Source organism: Microcoleus sp. S1D4 (assembly GCF_036700765.1).
GTDB lineage: Bacteria > Cyanobacteriota > Cyanobacteriia > Cyanobacteriales > Microcoleaceae > Microcoleus.
The window spans coordinates 17,018-32,145 of record NZ_JAUBPP010000020.1; the positions used below are offsets into that span (position 1 = coordinate 17,018).

The following is a 15,128-nucleotide window of genomic DNA, read 5'->3' on the forward strand; positions in this document are numbered from 1 at the left end:
ACCTCAAAGATTAATTTTCCGCTGCATTGGGAGTTACTATTTCTATCAGAGGTAAATCGATCGCCGGAGCTGCTTTTTTCTCCTGGATGGTGGAATAAGTAGCAAACAGGGGCAGAATTTCATTGCTGAAAGCCTCTGCCGCTTTAGAACGGTAGCGGTTGGGGTTGCAAATCAGCGACAAAATCCGAGTTACCAAAACTTCATCCATTTTAGATTTGTGCAAAACGCCCATGAGCAACTCTTTTTCGATCGCCGAAACCGACACAAAAGCAGCACCTAGCCCCGACTGAACCGCATTTTTAATAGCTTCGATCGAATTGAGCTCCATTTCTATTTTCAAGCGGCGCGTGTCAATGCCGCAGCGAGTCAGTACCTGATCGATTACTTTGCGGATAGTAGACTGCGAGTCTAGGGAAATAAACTGCAATTTATAAAGGTCTTCTTTTTGGATACTTTCTTGTTGTACCATCGGGTGAGACGGAGGCAGAATCAGAGCCAGTTCGTCTTCTGCGTAAGGCACAATTTCTAAAGCTTCTACAAGTTCGGTAGGAATTTCTCCGCCCACAATTGCTAAATCGATTTGCCCGTTGGCCACACTCCACGCGGTGCGGCGGGTAGAGTGAACGTGAAGTTGTACCGCTACATCCGGGTACTTTTGGCGGAACATCCCGATCATCCTGGGTAGCAAATATGTCCCGGTTGTTTGAGAAGCGCCGACTATCAAAGTACCGCCTTGGAGATTTTGCAAGTCTTCGAGAGCTCGACAAGTTTCTTGACAAAGCGATAAAATTTTCTCGCCGTAACTCAGCAGCAGGTGTCCGGCTTCGGTGAGTTGAGCCCTGCGCCCCCCCCTGTCAAACAGCGGCACGTCCAACTGTCTTTCTAGGTTTTGCACCTGCAAGCTAACTGCGGGCTGGGATACGTAGAGGCTGTCGGCGGCGCGTTTGAAGCTTCCTTCGGAGGCGATCGCCTTGAGAATGCGTAACTGGTCTAAAGTGAAAGGAAGGTCAGACATATATCTAAATTGTCAGTTGTCAGTTGTCAGTTGTCAGTTGACGGTTGTCAGTTGTCAGTTGTCAGTTGTCAGTTGGTAGGGGCGGTGGATGGTGCGTGCGGGCCCTCTTAGCTGTCAGTTGTCAGTTGACGGTTGTCAGTTGTCATAACAGCAAACAGCGAGCAGTCAACAGCGAACAGTCAACAGCAAACAGCGAACAGTGAACAGTTAACTGACTGATAACCGCTGAATGCTCCTATAGATACTTTGTGACACAACTTGGCCACGAATCAATAACTTTTCTTAATATTTGCAATGACGATCGACTTAGCGCTTGACTCCCACTTAGTTATTCTGGGACTTTTATTCGGTTTTGCGATCGCCCACAGCGGTTTAGCAGCCCTCCGGCCAACAGGTGAAAAGCTGATGGGGGCTAGACTTTACCGGGTTTTGTTTGCCCTTGTCAGTTTGCCACTGGCGGTAATTCTGATTGTCTATTTTTTCAACCACCGCTACGACGGCGTGCAGCTTTGGCAAGTACAGGGAGTGCCCGGAGTTAAACCCGCAGTTTGGATACTTTCAGCAATTTCGTTTCTGTTTCTGTACCCCGCAACCTTCAACCTCCTAGAAATTGCCGCCATCCAAAAGCCGGATGTTCACCTTTACGAAGCCGGGATCATCCGCATCACCCGTCACCCGCAAATGGTGGGACAGGTGATTTGGTGCGTGGCCCACACCCTGTGGATTGGCACTAGCTTTACCCTCTTCACTTCCATCGGTTTGGTACTTCACCACCTGTTCGGAGTGTGGCACGGCGACCAGCGGCTGCGGGCGCGTTTTGGCGAATCCTTTGAAACCATCAAATCTCAAACCTCAATTATTCCATTTTTGGCCATCCTGCAAAAGCGTCAAACCCTTGATTTGCTTGAGTTTATGCGTCCTTCCTACGTAGGTGTAGTTATTTTTACGGGCCTGTTGTGGAAAATTCATCCTTTTTTGATGCGTGTCACTGGGAACATATACTGGTAGCATGATCCCTAGGATAGAAAAAAAATTATTAAATTTTGAGGGATCATGGTGTTGTCGGTTAGCGAACGCACTTTTGCACAAGAGGTATTTCAAGCCTCTACCCCCGTTTTAGTTCACTTTTGGGCACCTTGGTGCGGTTTGTGCCGCGCGATCGACCCTACGCTTGCGACTTTTGATGCACAGTGGGCAGGAAAAGTCAAGCTCCTAGGGGTGAATGCCGACCAAAGTTTGAAGTTAGCCAACACTTATCGGCTGACAAGTCTGCCGACTCTGATTTTGTTTGAGGGCGAAAAAGTTCGATTTAGATTTGAAAATTATCAAGGACGCGAGGAACTGCGGCGCACTCTCGATTCTTGGATGCTAGCCACTGTGAATTCTCCCCAAACTCAACGCCTGCAACCGCAGCAAGCAGTTAACAGGTAAGGATTCGCAGACATTTGGCCCGCGCGGTAGAAAGTATTTGGAATTCCCCATTTATTTCGATCGGCCATCCGACGACACCTCAGTAGAGGCAGAAACCGAGTTTTTTTACGAAAATACGGCGTATATCGCCTGATATCGATAAAAACTCCGTTTCTTGAGTCGATCGGCTCCAAAAGTGTATTGATTTGTCAATCTATCTTTAGGAATAGATTGAAAGCGAACAAGATCGATCGGGAAAAAACAAAGCAGTTCTCCAGCATTGTCGATCGGCAATACTGAAAAATTGGAGCGAGTATTTTTGCCCAGTGGCGCAGGCGTGTGTCACAATTGTTTACAGTTTTGGCAATATCTAGTAGAAACTTTAAACAACCTATCAGTCATGGAACTGCTTTATCTATACGCTTGGCTGATTCCAGTCCTGCCGCTGGCAGGCGCAATGCTAGTAGGTTTAGGCTTAATCACCTTTAACCAGGCAACCAACAAACTCCGACAAGCGAATGCGATCTTCATCGTCTCCACGCTGGGAGGGTCAATGGTACTATCTTTCGCATTGCTGTGGAGTCAACTACAGGGCCACGCACCCTACACCCGCAATATTGAGTGGGCCTCTGCTGGCGACTTCTCGCTAAAAATGGGCTATATCATCGACCCCCTGACGGCGGTAATGCTGGCGATCGTCACCACGGTCGCCTTTTTGGTGATGATTTATACCGACGGGTACATGGCACACGATGACGGGTACGTGCGATTTTACGCCTACCTGAGCATCTTCAGCGCCTCAATGTTAGGTCTAGTCCTCAGCCCGAACATCATTCAGGTTTACATTTTCTGGGAACTCGTAGGTATGTGTTCATACCTGCTAGTAGGCTTTTGGTACGATCGCAAACCCGCAGCAGACGCCTGCCAAAAAGCCTTCGTCACCAACCGCGTCGGCGACTTCGGCTTGCTGCTAGGCATCCTCGGCATTTACTGGGCAACCGGCAGCTTTGAATTTGAGGTGATGGGCGAACGCCTCCACTCTCTAGTCGAATCCGGCGCCCTTTCGGCGACTCTAGCGACAATCTTCGGAGTTTTGATCTTTTTGGGCCCAGCCGCCAAATCCGCTCAATTCCCCCTCCACGTCTGGCTCCCAGACGCAATGGAAGGCCCCACACCGATTTCGGCCCTGATTCACGCGGCCACGATGGTAGCCGCCGGCGTATTCCTGATCGCTCGGATGTACCCAGTGTTTGAAGGGCTGCCGGCTGTGATGAATTTGATCGCCTGCACCGGCTGTTTTACAGCATTCATGGGTGCTTCGATCGCAATTACGCAAAATGACATCAAAAAAGGCCTCGCCTACTCCACCATCTCCCAATTGGGCTACATGGTCATGGCAATGGGCGTCGGCGCCTACAGTGCCGGACTGTTCCACTTAATGACCCACGCTTACTTCAAAGCAATGCTGTTCCTGTGCTCAGGTTCAGTCATTCACGGCATGGAAAATGTCGTCGGCCACAACCCAGCTCTGGCTCAAGACATGAGAGTCATGGGGGGCTTGCGTAAATATATGCCGATTACCGCTTCTTGCTTTTTAATCGGTAATTTAGCAATCTGCGGCATTCCGCCCTTTGCAGGTTTTTGGTCAAAAGACGAAATCCTCGCCCAAGCTTTTCACGCTAATCCAGCTCTCTGGGCTGTGAGTTGGCTGACTGCGGGCATGACCGCGTTTTATATGTTTCGGATGTATTTCAGCACCTTTGAGGGCGAATTCCGAGGCAATGACAGCGCCATCAAGCAACGACTCCTACAACCTAATCTGGTTTTCGGCCCCGGAGCGATGAATGTTAAGGAATTGGCACCGACTGGCGAAAGTCACGGCGAACACGACCATTTTCCTCACGAATCTCCTCTGACAATGGCTCTGCCGTTGGTGTTGCTGGCTGTACCTTCAGTATTTATCGGTTTTGTCGGTACGCCGTTTGCTAATTATTTCGAGCAGTTTGTGCACGCGCCGGGGGAATCTCTAGAAGAAGTTTTGCAACACGCCGCTGAGTTTGATTTGACGGAATTCCTAATCATGGGCGGGAGCTCTGTAGGTATTGCTTTGCTTGGCATTACTTTGGCTTCTCTGATGTATTTGAGCCGGAAAATTGACCCGAGTGCGGTAGCTGCAAAAATCAAACCGCTTTACGAGTTCTCCCTCAACAAGTGGTATCTCGACGATATCAACGAAGTTCTCTTCGTCAAAGGCAGCCGTCGTTTAGCGCGGCAAGTCATGGAAGTGGATTTGCGAGTTGTCGATGGTATCGTCAACTTGACAGGGTTTCTGACTCTGGTTACGGGCGAAGGTTTGAAATACTTTGAAAGCGGCCGTGCTCAATTTTATGCCCTGATCGTGTTTGTCGCAGTTCTGGGTTTTGCGATCGTTTCTGGAGTCAGTTAAATCTGTAGGGAAATGGCAATGCCTATTGGTCTCAACAATCGCCTGAAACCTTTTGTCTTTCTCCTTTACTGCCGAAGTCTGATCCCCCTAAATCCCCCTTAAGAAGGGGGACTTTGAGCAGATTCTTGTCCCACCCCCTACTCCCCTTTTTAAGGGGGGCTAGGGGGGATCTGGCCTCGGAGATCGACGAGAGATACAAAGGTTTTCAGGCGATTGTTGAGACGCCTTGGGCGAAGCGAAGCGGAGGGATTGCCGTATCCCCACCAAGAGATATTTTAAGAAATGCTATTAGCTCAGTAACTCACAATTGACAATTAGCCAATAGAAATAAATTTTGAATGAAACTCATTTTTGGCGATCGTACAAATTGTCGCAAATATAGCAAAAACAAATGTTTCGTATAAAGAAAGTATAAAATTTATAGGAAAACGGTTAAAATATGTTTAAACCTAATAGTTGATGGCTAATTTTAAAACGCAATGGATACAGCTAATTTCCCCTGGTTAACAACAACAATTCTGTTTCCCATTGCTGCGTCCTTGCTGATTCCTTTGATTCCCGACAAGGATGGCAAGACGGTGCGCTGGTATGCACTAATTGTAGGTTTGATCGATTTTGCTCTGCTTGTTTACGCTTTTTGCACTCATTACGACTTCAGCAATCCAGATTTGCAACTGGTAGAAAGCTATACTTGGGTGCAGCAACTCGATTTAAATTGGTCGGTGGGTGCTGACGGTTTGTCGATGCCGTTGATTTTGCTGACTGGTTTTATTACTACGCTGGCTACTTTAGCAGCTTGGCCTGTCACATTTAAACCGAAGCTTTTTTACTTTTTGATGCTGATCATGTACGGCGGACAAATCGCAGTTTTTGCCGTACAGGATATGTTGCTGTTTTTCCTAGTTTGGGAACTGGAATTAGTCCCCATTTACCTAATTTTGTCCATCTGGGGCGGCAAGAAGCGCCTCTACGCAGCAACTAAGTTTATCCTTTACACCGCAGGCGGTTCGCTGTTTATTTTGGTGGGCGCGCTGACGATGGCGTTTTATGGCGATACCGTGACTTTCGATATGCGGGCGATCGCGCTTAAAGACTTCGCCCCCAATATAGAATTGCTCCTGTACGCAGGTTTCTTAATAGCCTACGGCGTCAAACTGCCAATTTTTCCCCTCCACACTTGGCTCCCTGACGCTCACGGCGAAGCCACCGCACCCGCCCATATGTTGCTAGCAGGAATTCTGCTAAAAATGGGCGGCTACGCTTTATTGCGGATGAATGCGGGAATGCTCCCCGATGCTCACGCTACCTTCGCACCGCTGTTAGTAATTTTGGGTGTAGTTAACATTGTTTACGCCGCCTTAACTTCTTTTGCTCAGCGCAACTTGAAGCGGAAAATTGCTTATTCTTCGATTTCGCACATGGGCTTTGTGCTGATTGGGATAGCTTCGTTTACCGATTTGGGAACCAGTGGTGCAATGCTGCAAATGGTTTCCCACGGTTTAATCGGGGCGAGTTTGTTCTTCATGGTAGGTTGCACTTACGATCGCACCCACACCCTCATGCTCGACGAAATGGGCGGTGTCGGTAAGAAAATGCGTAAGGTTTTCGCGATGTGGACTGCTTGTTCTATGGCTTCCTTGGCTTTGCCGGGAATGAGCGGTTTTGTAGCAGAATTGATGGTGTTTGTGGGTTTTGCAACCAGCGATGCTTACAATCCGGTATTTAAGGTTTGCGTGGTATTTCTAGCGGCTGTCGGCGTAATTTTGACTCCGATTTATCTGCTGTCAATGCTGCGGGAAATCTTCTACGGCCCTGAGAATAAGGAATTGTCGGAACACGAGGAATTGGTGGATGCGGAACCGCGAGAAGTGTTTATTATTGCGGCTCTGTTAGTGCCGATTATTGGCATTGGTTTGTATCCAAAAATGCTGACTCAGGTTTACGATGCGACTACTTCACAGTTGACTGCAAAGTTGCGGGCTTCTGTACCGTCTCTGGTGGCTAAGGCTGCTGATAAAACGGTGGCTCTGCGCGCTCCGGCGATCGAGCCGAGCAAGTTGTGATTTGAACTGATGCGAGGAAGAAAACCCCCAAACCTAATTTAAAAACGGGTTTGGGGGTTTTCTATTTTGTTTTTCGGTGGGGCGATCGAAACTGAATTCTTTGGTGGTTGTGCTATCTTAGTGGAGTATCTGTTAAAAACATTACATTAGCAGCCATGCCGACACCTTCCACAAGTGATTTACCAAAACCTAAATCTTGGGATGAGTTTGAGGATATTACATGGGAAATTTATAAACGAAAATGGCAGGAGAATCATGCACAGAGATATGGCAGAAGTGGGCAGGAACAAAACGGTATTGATATTTATGGTCGGCAAAACAGTTCCGACAAGTATATAGGTGTTCAGTGTAAACGATATAAGGATAAAAAGCTAACCCAGGAAATAATCAAGGCAGAGATTGTCAAAGCAGAAGGCTTTTCATATCCACTCAGTGAGTACATTATTGCAACTACGGCATCAAGAGATACAAAGCTTCAAGATTTTGTCCTGTCTTTAAATCAAGAGCGTGGAGCAGAAAATAAGTTCGCTGTCTATATAGTGTTTTGGGAAGATATATGCAATGACTTGGCAGATCCCAATAATCGTGATTTGCTCAAGAAGTATTATTCTGAGTGGGAACCGATATTTAGCAATGAAGAGAAATCTATAAGTGAGCAGGTTGCATCTATTCATTGTCTTTTGAGCTTTGAAATACAGCAAGACTGCAACTTACTTCAGGAACTTCTTAATCAAAATCAATATGATTTATTGGAAAAATGGCAATCATGCTTTAGTCAAAATCGCGGCGTATGGGGAGATATCCCGTCTCGTTTACTTCTTGCTGGAAGTAGTAGAGAGTTAATGTCAAAAGTTCAATTTTTTTACCAGCAATTGGATGATATTGAGAGTAGGTGCAAAAGTCTACTTGCCTTTAAATCTCCTATTCAACCTTTTGAGTCAAAACCCAAATATGGTGGGTTGCACTGTGATACAATGGCTAGTCAAAAAACGACCGAATCAGAAGAGATAAAGTTAATTAATCGAAATAAAAAATGCTCTATGAACTTCAATAAGCTGAAAGAAAAAGTTCAGGAAACGCTGAATCTTGGCAATCAAGTAACTTGTGAATTCAATTAAATTATGCAATTGCTCGGACTTGATATAACAAGCCCGTTGTAGGCCGACTGTATCGAGCATCTACAATTGAGTGAGGCGGAGTATTCTCGATTAAGCTTTATACTGAGGAATTTTTATGTTGAACGTGACAGTTGACGAAATTCAGCGCGATCCTTCAAAGTATCTGCGTCAAGTGGAAGCAGGTGCAACTTTTGTTATCCTGCTTGCAGATAAGCCGATCGCCGAACTAAGACCGATTTCTAGCAGCAAGCAATTACGACCATTTGGTTTGTGTGCAGGCGAGTTTACCGTTCCAGATGATTTCGACGCTCCTTTGCCGGAAGATATCCTCAGTGCATTTGAAGGTAAATGAAGATTCTGCTAGATACGCACATCTTTTTATGGTTCATCAGTGGTGACGCCCAGTTATCAACAGATGTTCGAGATGCAATTCGCGATCCAGATAATGAGGTATATTTGAGTGCAGTTTCAGTCTGGGAAGCAATTGTCAAGTACCAGTTGGGTAAGTTACCTCTGCCGGAGCATCCCGAAACATATTTACCCAAACAGCGCGATCTTCATCAAATTGTCAGTCTTTCTCTTGATGAAAGTAGCGTAGCTCAACTGGCTAAACTGCCACCATTACATCGCGATCCATTTGACAGAATGCTTATCTGTCAAGCTTTAGAGAATGGTCTGACTATTGCGACAGTAGATGGGGCAATTCGTGCCTACTCGGTCAGCGTTATGTAGGAGTGTAAGTGAGCTATCATATCCATAACAGGATCAAAAGTTACAAAAAAGAGGGAATGTATGCAAACAATCCTTTTGAGTCGTGAAGAAGTCGCTCGTCGTGCGAAACATTTGTATGAAAGCACCATCCGCCCAAAAATTGAATTAGAAGAGAATATTGGCAAGATGGTCATCATTGATATTGAAACAGGTGACTACGAAGTTGATAAAACTGGGCTAAAAGCCGCACGTAGTCTGATGGCAAAGCATCCGTATGCTCGACTTTTTGGCATTCGTATTGGTTACAATGTGGCTGCTTCGTTGGGTGGTGTAATGGAGCGTGTTAGTAAGTGATTTCTGGTATCATATCCATATCGATCGGATATATAGCTATTAGAGATTGCTCATGAAGATTAAAGCGATTATCTGGCAAGAAGATGGCGTATGGTGTGGCTCAGTTCCAGCACTTCCAGGTTGTCACACATGGGGAGAGAGTTACGAACAGTTGTTAGAGATGCTTGAAGATGCTGTTCAGGGTTGGCTTGAAGTCGCTAGCCAACAAAATGAGCTTGCACCCGATAAACAGTTAATTGAGTTATCTCTATGAAATCTGTTTCTGGAAAAGCACTCTGCAAAATCGTTGAGGGATATGGTTGGGAGCTAAAAAGAATCACTGGTAGCCATCATATCTACGCAAAAGAGGAGGTTGCAGTTATTCTCTCTATTCCTGTACATAGCAATAGAGATTTACCTACTGGAACCCTAAGAAGTCTTCTCAAAGATGCTGGGATTGCGGAGGAAAATCTGCAATATTAGCCTGCTATTCAGTACGATCGCTCTTTTAGCTTCTAGCATTATTGTTCTACGAAGAGTTCTGTCTTCAAAAATGGCGATCCTCTTCGTTGGCGCAGCCCCCGTAGGGGCGGGCTTCGCTAACGCACCGAGTAAGTGAGTATCATATCCATAACAAGAGCAAGAATTACAAAAAAGAGGAAATGTGTGCAAACAATCCTTTTGAGTTGTGAAGAAGTCGCCCGTCGTGCAAAACATTTGTATGAGAGCACCATCCGCAAAAAAATAGAGTTAGAAGAGAATATTGGCAAGATGGTTATCAAAATTACGAGTGGGTCGATATGTCGATGCTGGCTTCACAACATTAAGCCGATAATTCTAGAGTGTTTAATTTGATACTAATTGCTACGGATGTCGATCGGACTACTATTTTTTATCTTCAAATCGATTTCTTATAACTCTTCAGGATTTGGCAGGAGAACCCGCCTCGACAAAGCTTAACATCCTGGCCGCCTCGACAAAACTTAAATTACAATCCAGAACACCTTGCAAATTGTTACAGATCCATCAGTAACCCGAAAAGATATATGATAACCTTAACCGGATCATTTCTTCCCCAAGGATATGTTCTACTGCTCAAATCCAAGGTGCTCTAATCCTTTCAATCCCGACAACTCTAAGTTTTGTCAAAGTTGCGGCGAATTAGACCTCACGCCCCTCTTCAGAAACCGCTACCGCGTAATTCGGCCGTTGGGCGAAGGAGGATTTGGCAGAACTTACGAAGCGGTAGATATCGATCGCATGGACGATTCCTGCGTCATCAAGCAGTTTTCCCCCCAAGTTCAGGGAACATCAGCACTTCAAAAGGCTACAGAACTGTTTAAGCAAGAAGCGAAACGACTTTACGAACTCGGCGAACATCCCCAAATTCCTCGATTAATTGCTTATTTTGAACAAGACAAGCGGCTTTATTTAGTACAAGAATTGATTGAAGGGCAAAATTTACTGGCTGAATTAACTCAGCAGGGCGCTTTTAACGAAGAAAAAATTTGGCAGTTACTGGCAGATATATTGCCAATTTTGAAATTTGTGCACGATCGCCATGTCATTCACCGAGACATCAAACTTGAGAATATCATCCGCCGCCGCACCTCAGCCAGCTCATCCCCGCCAAAAGCTGCAAATTTTCGCAATTCGGCTTTCCGCAGAGGAGGGCGGGGAGAGTTAGTTTTGATTGATTTCGGCGTCTCCAAACAAGTTACTGGTTCCCATCTAAGCAAAGTTGGCACCACCGTAGGCACGCCCGGATATTCCCCGGTAGAACAAATGCGGGGTCAAGTTTTCCCCGGAAGCGATTTGTATAGTTTGGGGATAACTTGTCTCAGACTGCTAACTAAATGTTTGCCACAAGTTGACGGTTTCGATGACCTTTACGACCCGATTAACGGCGGCTGGATTTGGAGAGAACGCTTACCAGCCGGCACAAAAATCAGCAGCGAATTAGCAATAATTTTAGATAAATTAATTCAAGATTATCTCAAAAATAGATATCAATCTGCTGATGAAGTAATCAAAGCTTTAAATCTCTATTCTCTACCTCCTCCACCTCACTGTGGTAATGGTGGACAACTTACTTTAAATTATGCTCAGCCCAAGGTAGCCCTACCTCCGCTCAATGCTTATTTGAACGAGATTGAACAACTTGCTCTCAACAGTCAGAGCCAGCAAAGCCGACAAATAAACAGCAATATCTCGGTTAATCCGAGTGGAAAATTTCATAGCAATCCGCCTCGGAGCAAAGTAACACAAAGTATTGCTACTGTCAAAAGCACCTTTGAATTTCAGGTAGTGACAGTAGACAATCGCGGGCAGCAAACTAATCTTAACAGCCGCAAAGCGCGTTTTTTTGAAGAACATCTCGGCAGCGGTACAGTCATGGAAATGGTATCTGTTCCTGGCGGTACTTTCCTGATGGGTAGTCAAAAAGATCGGGGTGACAGCGACGAAAAACCGCAGCACTCAGTAACTTTAGCTGCTTTCTATATTGGTAAATTTCCAGTCACTCAGTCGCAATGGACAGCAGTGGCAGCACTGCCGGAAATTAAAATGTTTCTCAATCCTGAGCCTTCCCGTTTTAAAGGTGTAAATCGACCGATCGAAAATGTATCTTGGTACGAAGCGGTGGAGTTTTGCGCTAGACTTTCTCGCAAAACTGGTAAGAAGTATAGCTTACCTAGTGAGGCGCAGTGGGAATATGCTTGCCGGGGGCAAACTATGACGGCGTTTCACTTTGGGGAAACGATTACCAGCGAGTTAGCAAATTACAACGGAAATGCTAATTATGCTGATGCGCCGAAGGGAGTTTATCGATTTCAAACGACAGATGTTGGCAGTTTTAAACCGAATGCTTTCGGATTGTACGATTTCCACGGCAATGTGTGGGAATGGTGCGCGGATGCTTGGCACAGTAATTATAAAGGTGCGCCTGTTGATGGCAGTGTTTGGGTGTCTGGCGGCGACTATTCGCTGAGGTTATTGCGGGGGGGCTCTTGGAACGATCGCCCTCCGAATTGTCGCAGCGCGTGCCGGCTTCGATATCAGCCGGATTGTAAGGCTAGTATTGTGGGTTTTCGTGTGGTTGTTTCTGTTGTTTGATATTGTATCCGCACTTTTTAACTTAACTAAAACTCAACCAGCTAAAAACTGTTTCAACAGTCAATTCTAACTCAATTCCATTAAGTATTGGCAAATCAGTTGCACCTTCGTACAATTCCACTCTTTGCCCGGGAAATACCGCTAAAATACTTTCTTCTTCTGGAATCATTAACCACCCCAATTCAGTGCCTTGTTGCGAACAAGCAAGTAATTTAGCAAGCACTTTTGTTTGGCTTTGTTCGGGAGAAAGAATTTCAATCGCCCAGTCTGGATAAATCTCAAAGCGGTTAGCAATTCTACCAGATGATAGAAAGGGAATTCTTTCCCACCGGAATACTGCTACATCTGGGACGATTGATGCACCGCCGAAAGTGCAACGTAACTCTGGAAAAGCATAAGCAATCTTTGGTGTTTCGACTATTTGGTTAATTACATTGCAAAGCTTACCCTGCAATCTGCTATGTTCACCTTGAGGCATGGGTTTTTGAATGATTTCTTTGTTGATATATTCGCAAGCTGGCTCTGTTTCTGGAAGTTTTAGGAACTCCTCTAAGTTGGGCGATATTTTAATGACTGTAGTCATAGGTCAAATCGATTTTAGATTTTAGATTTTAGATTTTAGATTTTAGATTTTAAATTGGATAGGTATCAGAACCCCGACTTGTTTAAGAAGTCGGGGTTCTGATACTATGAAGGACAATTATTGCCTCAACTAGCCTTCTTCTGAGGAGCCACCATGCGTTCTACACTCATAGCAGCCACGCTCAATGTCACCACAGCCATGCCAATAATTGCCAAAGGCTGCAATTTCTCATTGATAATGACAAACCCGAAGAGTGCGGTCATCGCCGGCCCCAAAGTGCCAATTACGGAGGCTAAGGCTGCCCCGGCAAACCGGATGGCAAAATTGTTCAAAAGATAGCTAAACAGCGTCAGCACCCCTAAAATAACGCCTCCAAAAATCAAACCCGGCCATACATTTGGGTCGATTTGAGGAGCTAAATTTTCCGAGAGCGGCACCCACAAACTCAGGGCGGAAAATACAAAAATCGTGGCGAAATTAACTAAACTAAAAGGAATCGGGTGCAGCTTGCCCGCGGCCATTTGCGTCAGCAATACGTAACCTGCAAAGGTAATGCCAGCACCGAGTGCCGCAGCGACTCCCACCCCGACATTGCCGCCGCCGGGAGCTGGCGCTGCAAAACTCGGCCAGCCGGCTAAAATCAAACCTGCGGTAATTCCGCAGATTGCCAAAAAGCTGATCGTGCTTGGGCGAGCGCCAAACAAGATCCAAGAACCGAGTACGGTGACGATCGGGTAAATAAAGAAAATCGTAATCGCAATCCCCGCCGGAATATTGCCGATCGCCAAATAAATCAAAACCTGAGACAAAAACAGAAAAAATGCGCTTCCTAAAACCTTGCTCCACAAAGCTCGATCGCCCGACTGGAACAACCGCCTAATATCTTTCCACACAGAAGGATACAGAAAAGTTGCCAATATTGGCATCAAAGCCATCACCACGATCAGCCGCATCAACAAAATCAACAAAGAATTGCCAAAACCAGGAGTTACCACCCCCGGAACTTCAAACAAGCCAAAAATCATCCGAGGATTTCTGCTTTTAATCAAAATTCTCAAACAAACATTAAACAGCGACAATACCACCGCCGAAGACAAAGCCAAAATCAAACCTGCTTGCACTTGAGAACCTGCTTGAGCAATTGCAGCAGAACCTGAAGAAGGCTGCGGCACAGAGTCCCGCGGCGCATCCACAGGTGCTGGCGCTATAGCTGGGGGGCGGACAGAATTAGCTGATACTTCGGGATAGGAATCTCTAGCATCGAAAGGATTGTCAAGATATTCTTCTTCTTCTTGTTCGAGTTCTTCCCTGATGCGGTTTACAAGATTTTGTAACAGCTCTTCCCCTTGCCGCTCTAGGGTTTGCATATTATTGAGCCGCATGGAAAGCTCGCTTTCGTAGCTGCTCAAATCTTGTTCGAGCATCTGGAAACTGCGATCGATCCTTTGATCCAGCGCCGCCAGCAACTCCGAGGCCCGTTCGTCGTAGTTGCTCGGCGGCATCGGTATCGGGAATTCGCCGCTGGGAATAGGGCTGCTGAGAGAATGTCCCGAGTTAGCACTGAGTTCGCTGAACCGCTGCACCAACAAATCCTGCAAATTGTGAGCCAAAACTTGAGCCAACTGCTTCAGCCACAATTGCTGCTGCTGAATGTATCGCCCAGACAGAGATTCCATTTGCTGGGACTGCAATTTGCGATATTGCTCTCTGAGATCTTCAATATCGTCAATCAGGTGATTTTTTTCACTTTCGAGCCGAGTAATGTCCTGATTTAACTGGCCTTTGACATTTTGGTGCAAAGCGTCCAGTTCCTGAATCACTGAGTGGAGGACTTCCTCTGCTGATTGTGCATCCCCTGGGTCGTCTTTTGACGAGTATACGTTCCGCTGCGCCATTAGCCTATAACCTCTAATTTAAACTGCACGTTCAGTGTTCTTAAGTATTTTTGCAAAGTAGAGCCCAACTTCCAGTCATTTTCTGTAAAAGATCCCTGACACTGTTTAATCAATATTAGTCGCTTGGGTTGAAGATGTGAGAAAATTGCGATCGCCCCAAAAACACTTTGTGCAATTAGAAATCATACTACAGCTTGACCTGTACACCGATTGCTCTAGGTCATTCTCACATCTGACACCAGTTTGCCAAAAGAATGCCGCTGCTGTTGTGCCCCAAACCCCGATTCAGTCACTTCTCTATTTTTTGACCGCAATCGGCAGCGACAGTTTTTGACACCCAACAGTAGAATGAGGGTTCCAGCGCAATCTGCCTGCATTCGACAACGCTACTGCTGAGTTCCCAACCCAAGTTCTCTTTAAGCATTCGCACAAAACTCCGA

The 15,128-nt window shown here is 45.9% G+C and carries 14 protein-coding genes; 11 read left to right on the forward strand and 3 right to left on the reverse strand.

Translation table 11 applies throughout. The features are described 5' to 3' along the window. Positions 1-10: 10 nt before the first annotated feature. On the reverse strand, positions 11-1,015 hold the full coding sequence (locus tag QT998_RS19815) for a LysR family transcriptional regulator (RefSeq protein WP_333091839.1): 1,005 nt from the start codon (positions 1,013-1,015) through the stop codon (positions 11-13). A gap of 294 nt (positions 1,016-1,309) precedes the next feature. Between QT998_RS19815 and QT998_RS19820 the strand changes: the two genes are divergently transcribed. The 11 genes from QT998_RS19820 (at position 1,310) to QT998_RS19870 (ending at position 12,210) form a co-directional block, all read left to right on the forward strand. Beyond that, positions 1,310-2,023, forward strand: coding sequence for an NnrU family protein (locus QT998_RS19820; RefSeq protein ID WP_333091841.1), 714 nt, complete (start codon positions 1,310-1,312; stop codon positions 2,021-2,023). A 45-nt stretch (positions 2,024-2,068) separates the two neighbouring features. Further along, positions 2,069-2,446 (forward strand): thioredoxin family protein, encoded by a 378-nt coding sequence (locus QT998_RS19825; protein ID WP_333117328.1) that lies wholly within the window; start codon positions 2,069-2,071, stop codon positions 2,444-2,446. A gap of 379 nt (positions 2,447-2,825) precedes the next feature. Further along, entirely contained in the window at positions 2,826-4,871 is a 2,046-nt protein-coding gene (locus tag QT998_RS19830) for an NAD(P)H-quinone oxidoreductase subunit 5 (RefSeq protein WP_333117326.1), read from the forward strand. A gap of 479 nt (positions 4,872-5,350) precedes the next feature. Next, the gene (locus QT998_RS19835; RefSeq protein WP_442921561.1) at positions 5,351-6,934 is read left to right on the forward strand and encodes an NAD(P)H-quinone oxidoreductase subunit 4; all 1,584 of its coding nucleotides are present in this window, start codon (positions 5,351-5,353) and stop codon (positions 6,932-6,934) included. 155 nt (positions 6,935-7,089) lie between these two features. Beyond that, complete coding sequence (locus QT998_RS19840) at positions 7,090-8,052, forward strand: restriction endonuclease (RefSeq protein ID WP_333117325.1); 963 nt, start codon at positions 7,090-7,092, stop codon at positions 8,050-8,052. A gap of 115 nt (positions 8,053-8,167) precedes the next feature. After that, a complete protein-coding gene (locus QT998_RS19845) occupies positions 8,168-8,404 on the forward strand; it encodes a type II toxin-antitoxin system Phd/YefM family antitoxin (RefSeq protein WP_333091846.1) in 237 nt (78 codons plus the stop codon). Next, positions 8,401-8,784: a type II toxin-antitoxin system VapC family toxin gene (locus QT998_RS19850; protein ID WP_190663897.1), complete on the forward strand. Its 384-nt coding sequence runs from the start codon at positions 8,401-8,403 to the stop codon at positions 8,782-8,784. Before QT998_RS19845 ends, QT998_RS19850 begins: the two co-directional genes overlap by 4 nt. Positions 8,785-8,844: 60 nt before the next feature. Beyond that, entirely contained in the window at positions 8,845-9,117 is a 273-nt protein-coding gene (locus QT998_RS19855) for a hypothetical protein (RefSeq protein WP_333091848.1), read from the forward strand. Positions 9,118-9,169: 52 nt separating this feature from the next. Further along, positions 9,170-9,370, forward strand: a complete 201-nt coding sequence (locus QT998_RS19860; RefSeq protein WP_106146251.1) for a type II toxin-antitoxin system HicB family antitoxin — start codon at positions 9,170-9,172, stop codon at positions 9,368-9,370. Further along, the gene (locus QT998_RS19865; RefSeq protein ID WP_333091850.1) at positions 9,367-9,579 is read left to right on the forward strand and encodes a type II toxin-antitoxin system HicA family toxin; all 213 of its coding nucleotides are present in this window, start codon (positions 9,367-9,369) and stop codon (positions 9,577-9,579) included. Before QT998_RS19860 ends, QT998_RS19865 begins: the two co-directional genes overlap by 4 nt. 600 nt (positions 9,580-10,179) lie before the next feature. Then, positions 10,180-12,210: a bifunctional serine/threonine-protein kinase/formylglycine-generating enzyme family protein gene (locus QT998_RS19870; RefSeq protein WP_333117324.1), complete on the forward strand. Its 2,031-nt coding sequence runs from the start codon at positions 10,180-10,182 to the stop codon at positions 12,208-12,210. Positions 12,211-12,232: 22 nt separating this feature from the next. Here QT998_RS19870 and QT998_RS19875 read toward each other — a convergent pair whose 3' ends face one another. Beyond that, complete coding sequence (locus QT998_RS19875; protein WP_333090314.1) at positions 12,233-12,793, reverse strand: Uma2 family endonuclease; 561 nt, start codon at positions 12,791-12,793, stop codon at positions 12,233-12,235. A 125-nt stretch (positions 12,794-12,918) separates the two neighbouring features. Then, positions 12,919-14,688, reverse strand: coding sequence for a DMT family transporter (locus QT998_RS19880; protein WP_333117322.1), 1,770 nt, complete (start codon positions 14,686-14,688; stop codon positions 12,919-12,921). Positions 14,689-15,128 lie beyond the last annotated feature (440 nt).

Coding starts and splice junctions, on each gene's coding strand:
- QT998_RS19815 (WP_333091839.1), bottom strand. CDS start 1,015: ATGTCTGACCTTCCTTTCACTTTAGACCAGTTACGCATTCTCAAGGCG.
- QT998_RS19820 (WP_333091841.1), top strand. CDS start 1,310: ATGACGATCGACTTAGCGCTTGACTCCCACTTAGTTATTCTGGGACTT.
- QT998_RS19825 (WP_333117328.1), top strand. CDS start 2,069: ATGGTGTTGTCGGTTAGCGAACGCACTTTTGCACAAGAGGTATTTCAA.
- QT998_RS19830 (WP_333117326.1), top strand. CDS start 2,826: ATGGAACTGCTTTATCTATACGCTTGGCTGATTCCAGTCCTGCCGCTG.
- QT998_RS19835 (WP_442921561.1), top strand. CDS start 5,351: ATGGATACAGCTAATTTCCCCTGGTTAACAACAACAATTCTGTTTCCC.
- QT998_RS19840 (WP_333117325.1), top strand. CDS start 7,090: ATGCCGACACCTTCCACAAGTGATTTACCAAAACCTAAATCTTGGGAT.
- QT998_RS19845 (WP_333091846.1), top strand. CDS start 8,168: ATGTTGAACGTGACAGTTGACGAAATTCAGCGCGATCCTTCAAAGTAT.
- QT998_RS19850 (WP_190663897.1), top strand. CDS start 8,401: ATGAAGATTCTGCTAGATACGCACATCTTTTTATGGTTCATCAGTGGT.
- QT998_RS19855 (WP_333091848.1), top strand. CDS start 8,845: ATGCAAACAATCCTTTTGAGTCGTGAAGAAGTCGCTCGTCGTGCGAAA.
- QT998_RS19860 (WP_106146251.1), top strand. CDS start 9,170: ATGAAGATTAAAGCGATTATCTGGCAAGAAGATGGCGTATGGTGTGGC.
- QT998_RS19865 (WP_333091850.1), top strand. CDS start 9,367: ATGAAATCTGTTTCTGGAAAAGCACTCTGCAAAATCGTTGAGGGATAT.
- QT998_RS19870 (WP_333117324.1), top strand. CDS start 10,180: ATGTTCTACTGCTCAAATCCAAGGTGCTCTAATCCTTTCAATCCCGAC.
- QT998_RS19875 (WP_333090314.1), bottom strand. CDS start 12,793: ATGACTACAGTCATTAAAATATCGCCCAACTTAGAGGAGTTCCTAAAA.
- QT998_RS19880 (WP_333117322.1), bottom strand. CDS start 14,688: ATGGCGCAGCGGAACGTATACTCGTCAAAAGACGACCCAGGGGATGCA.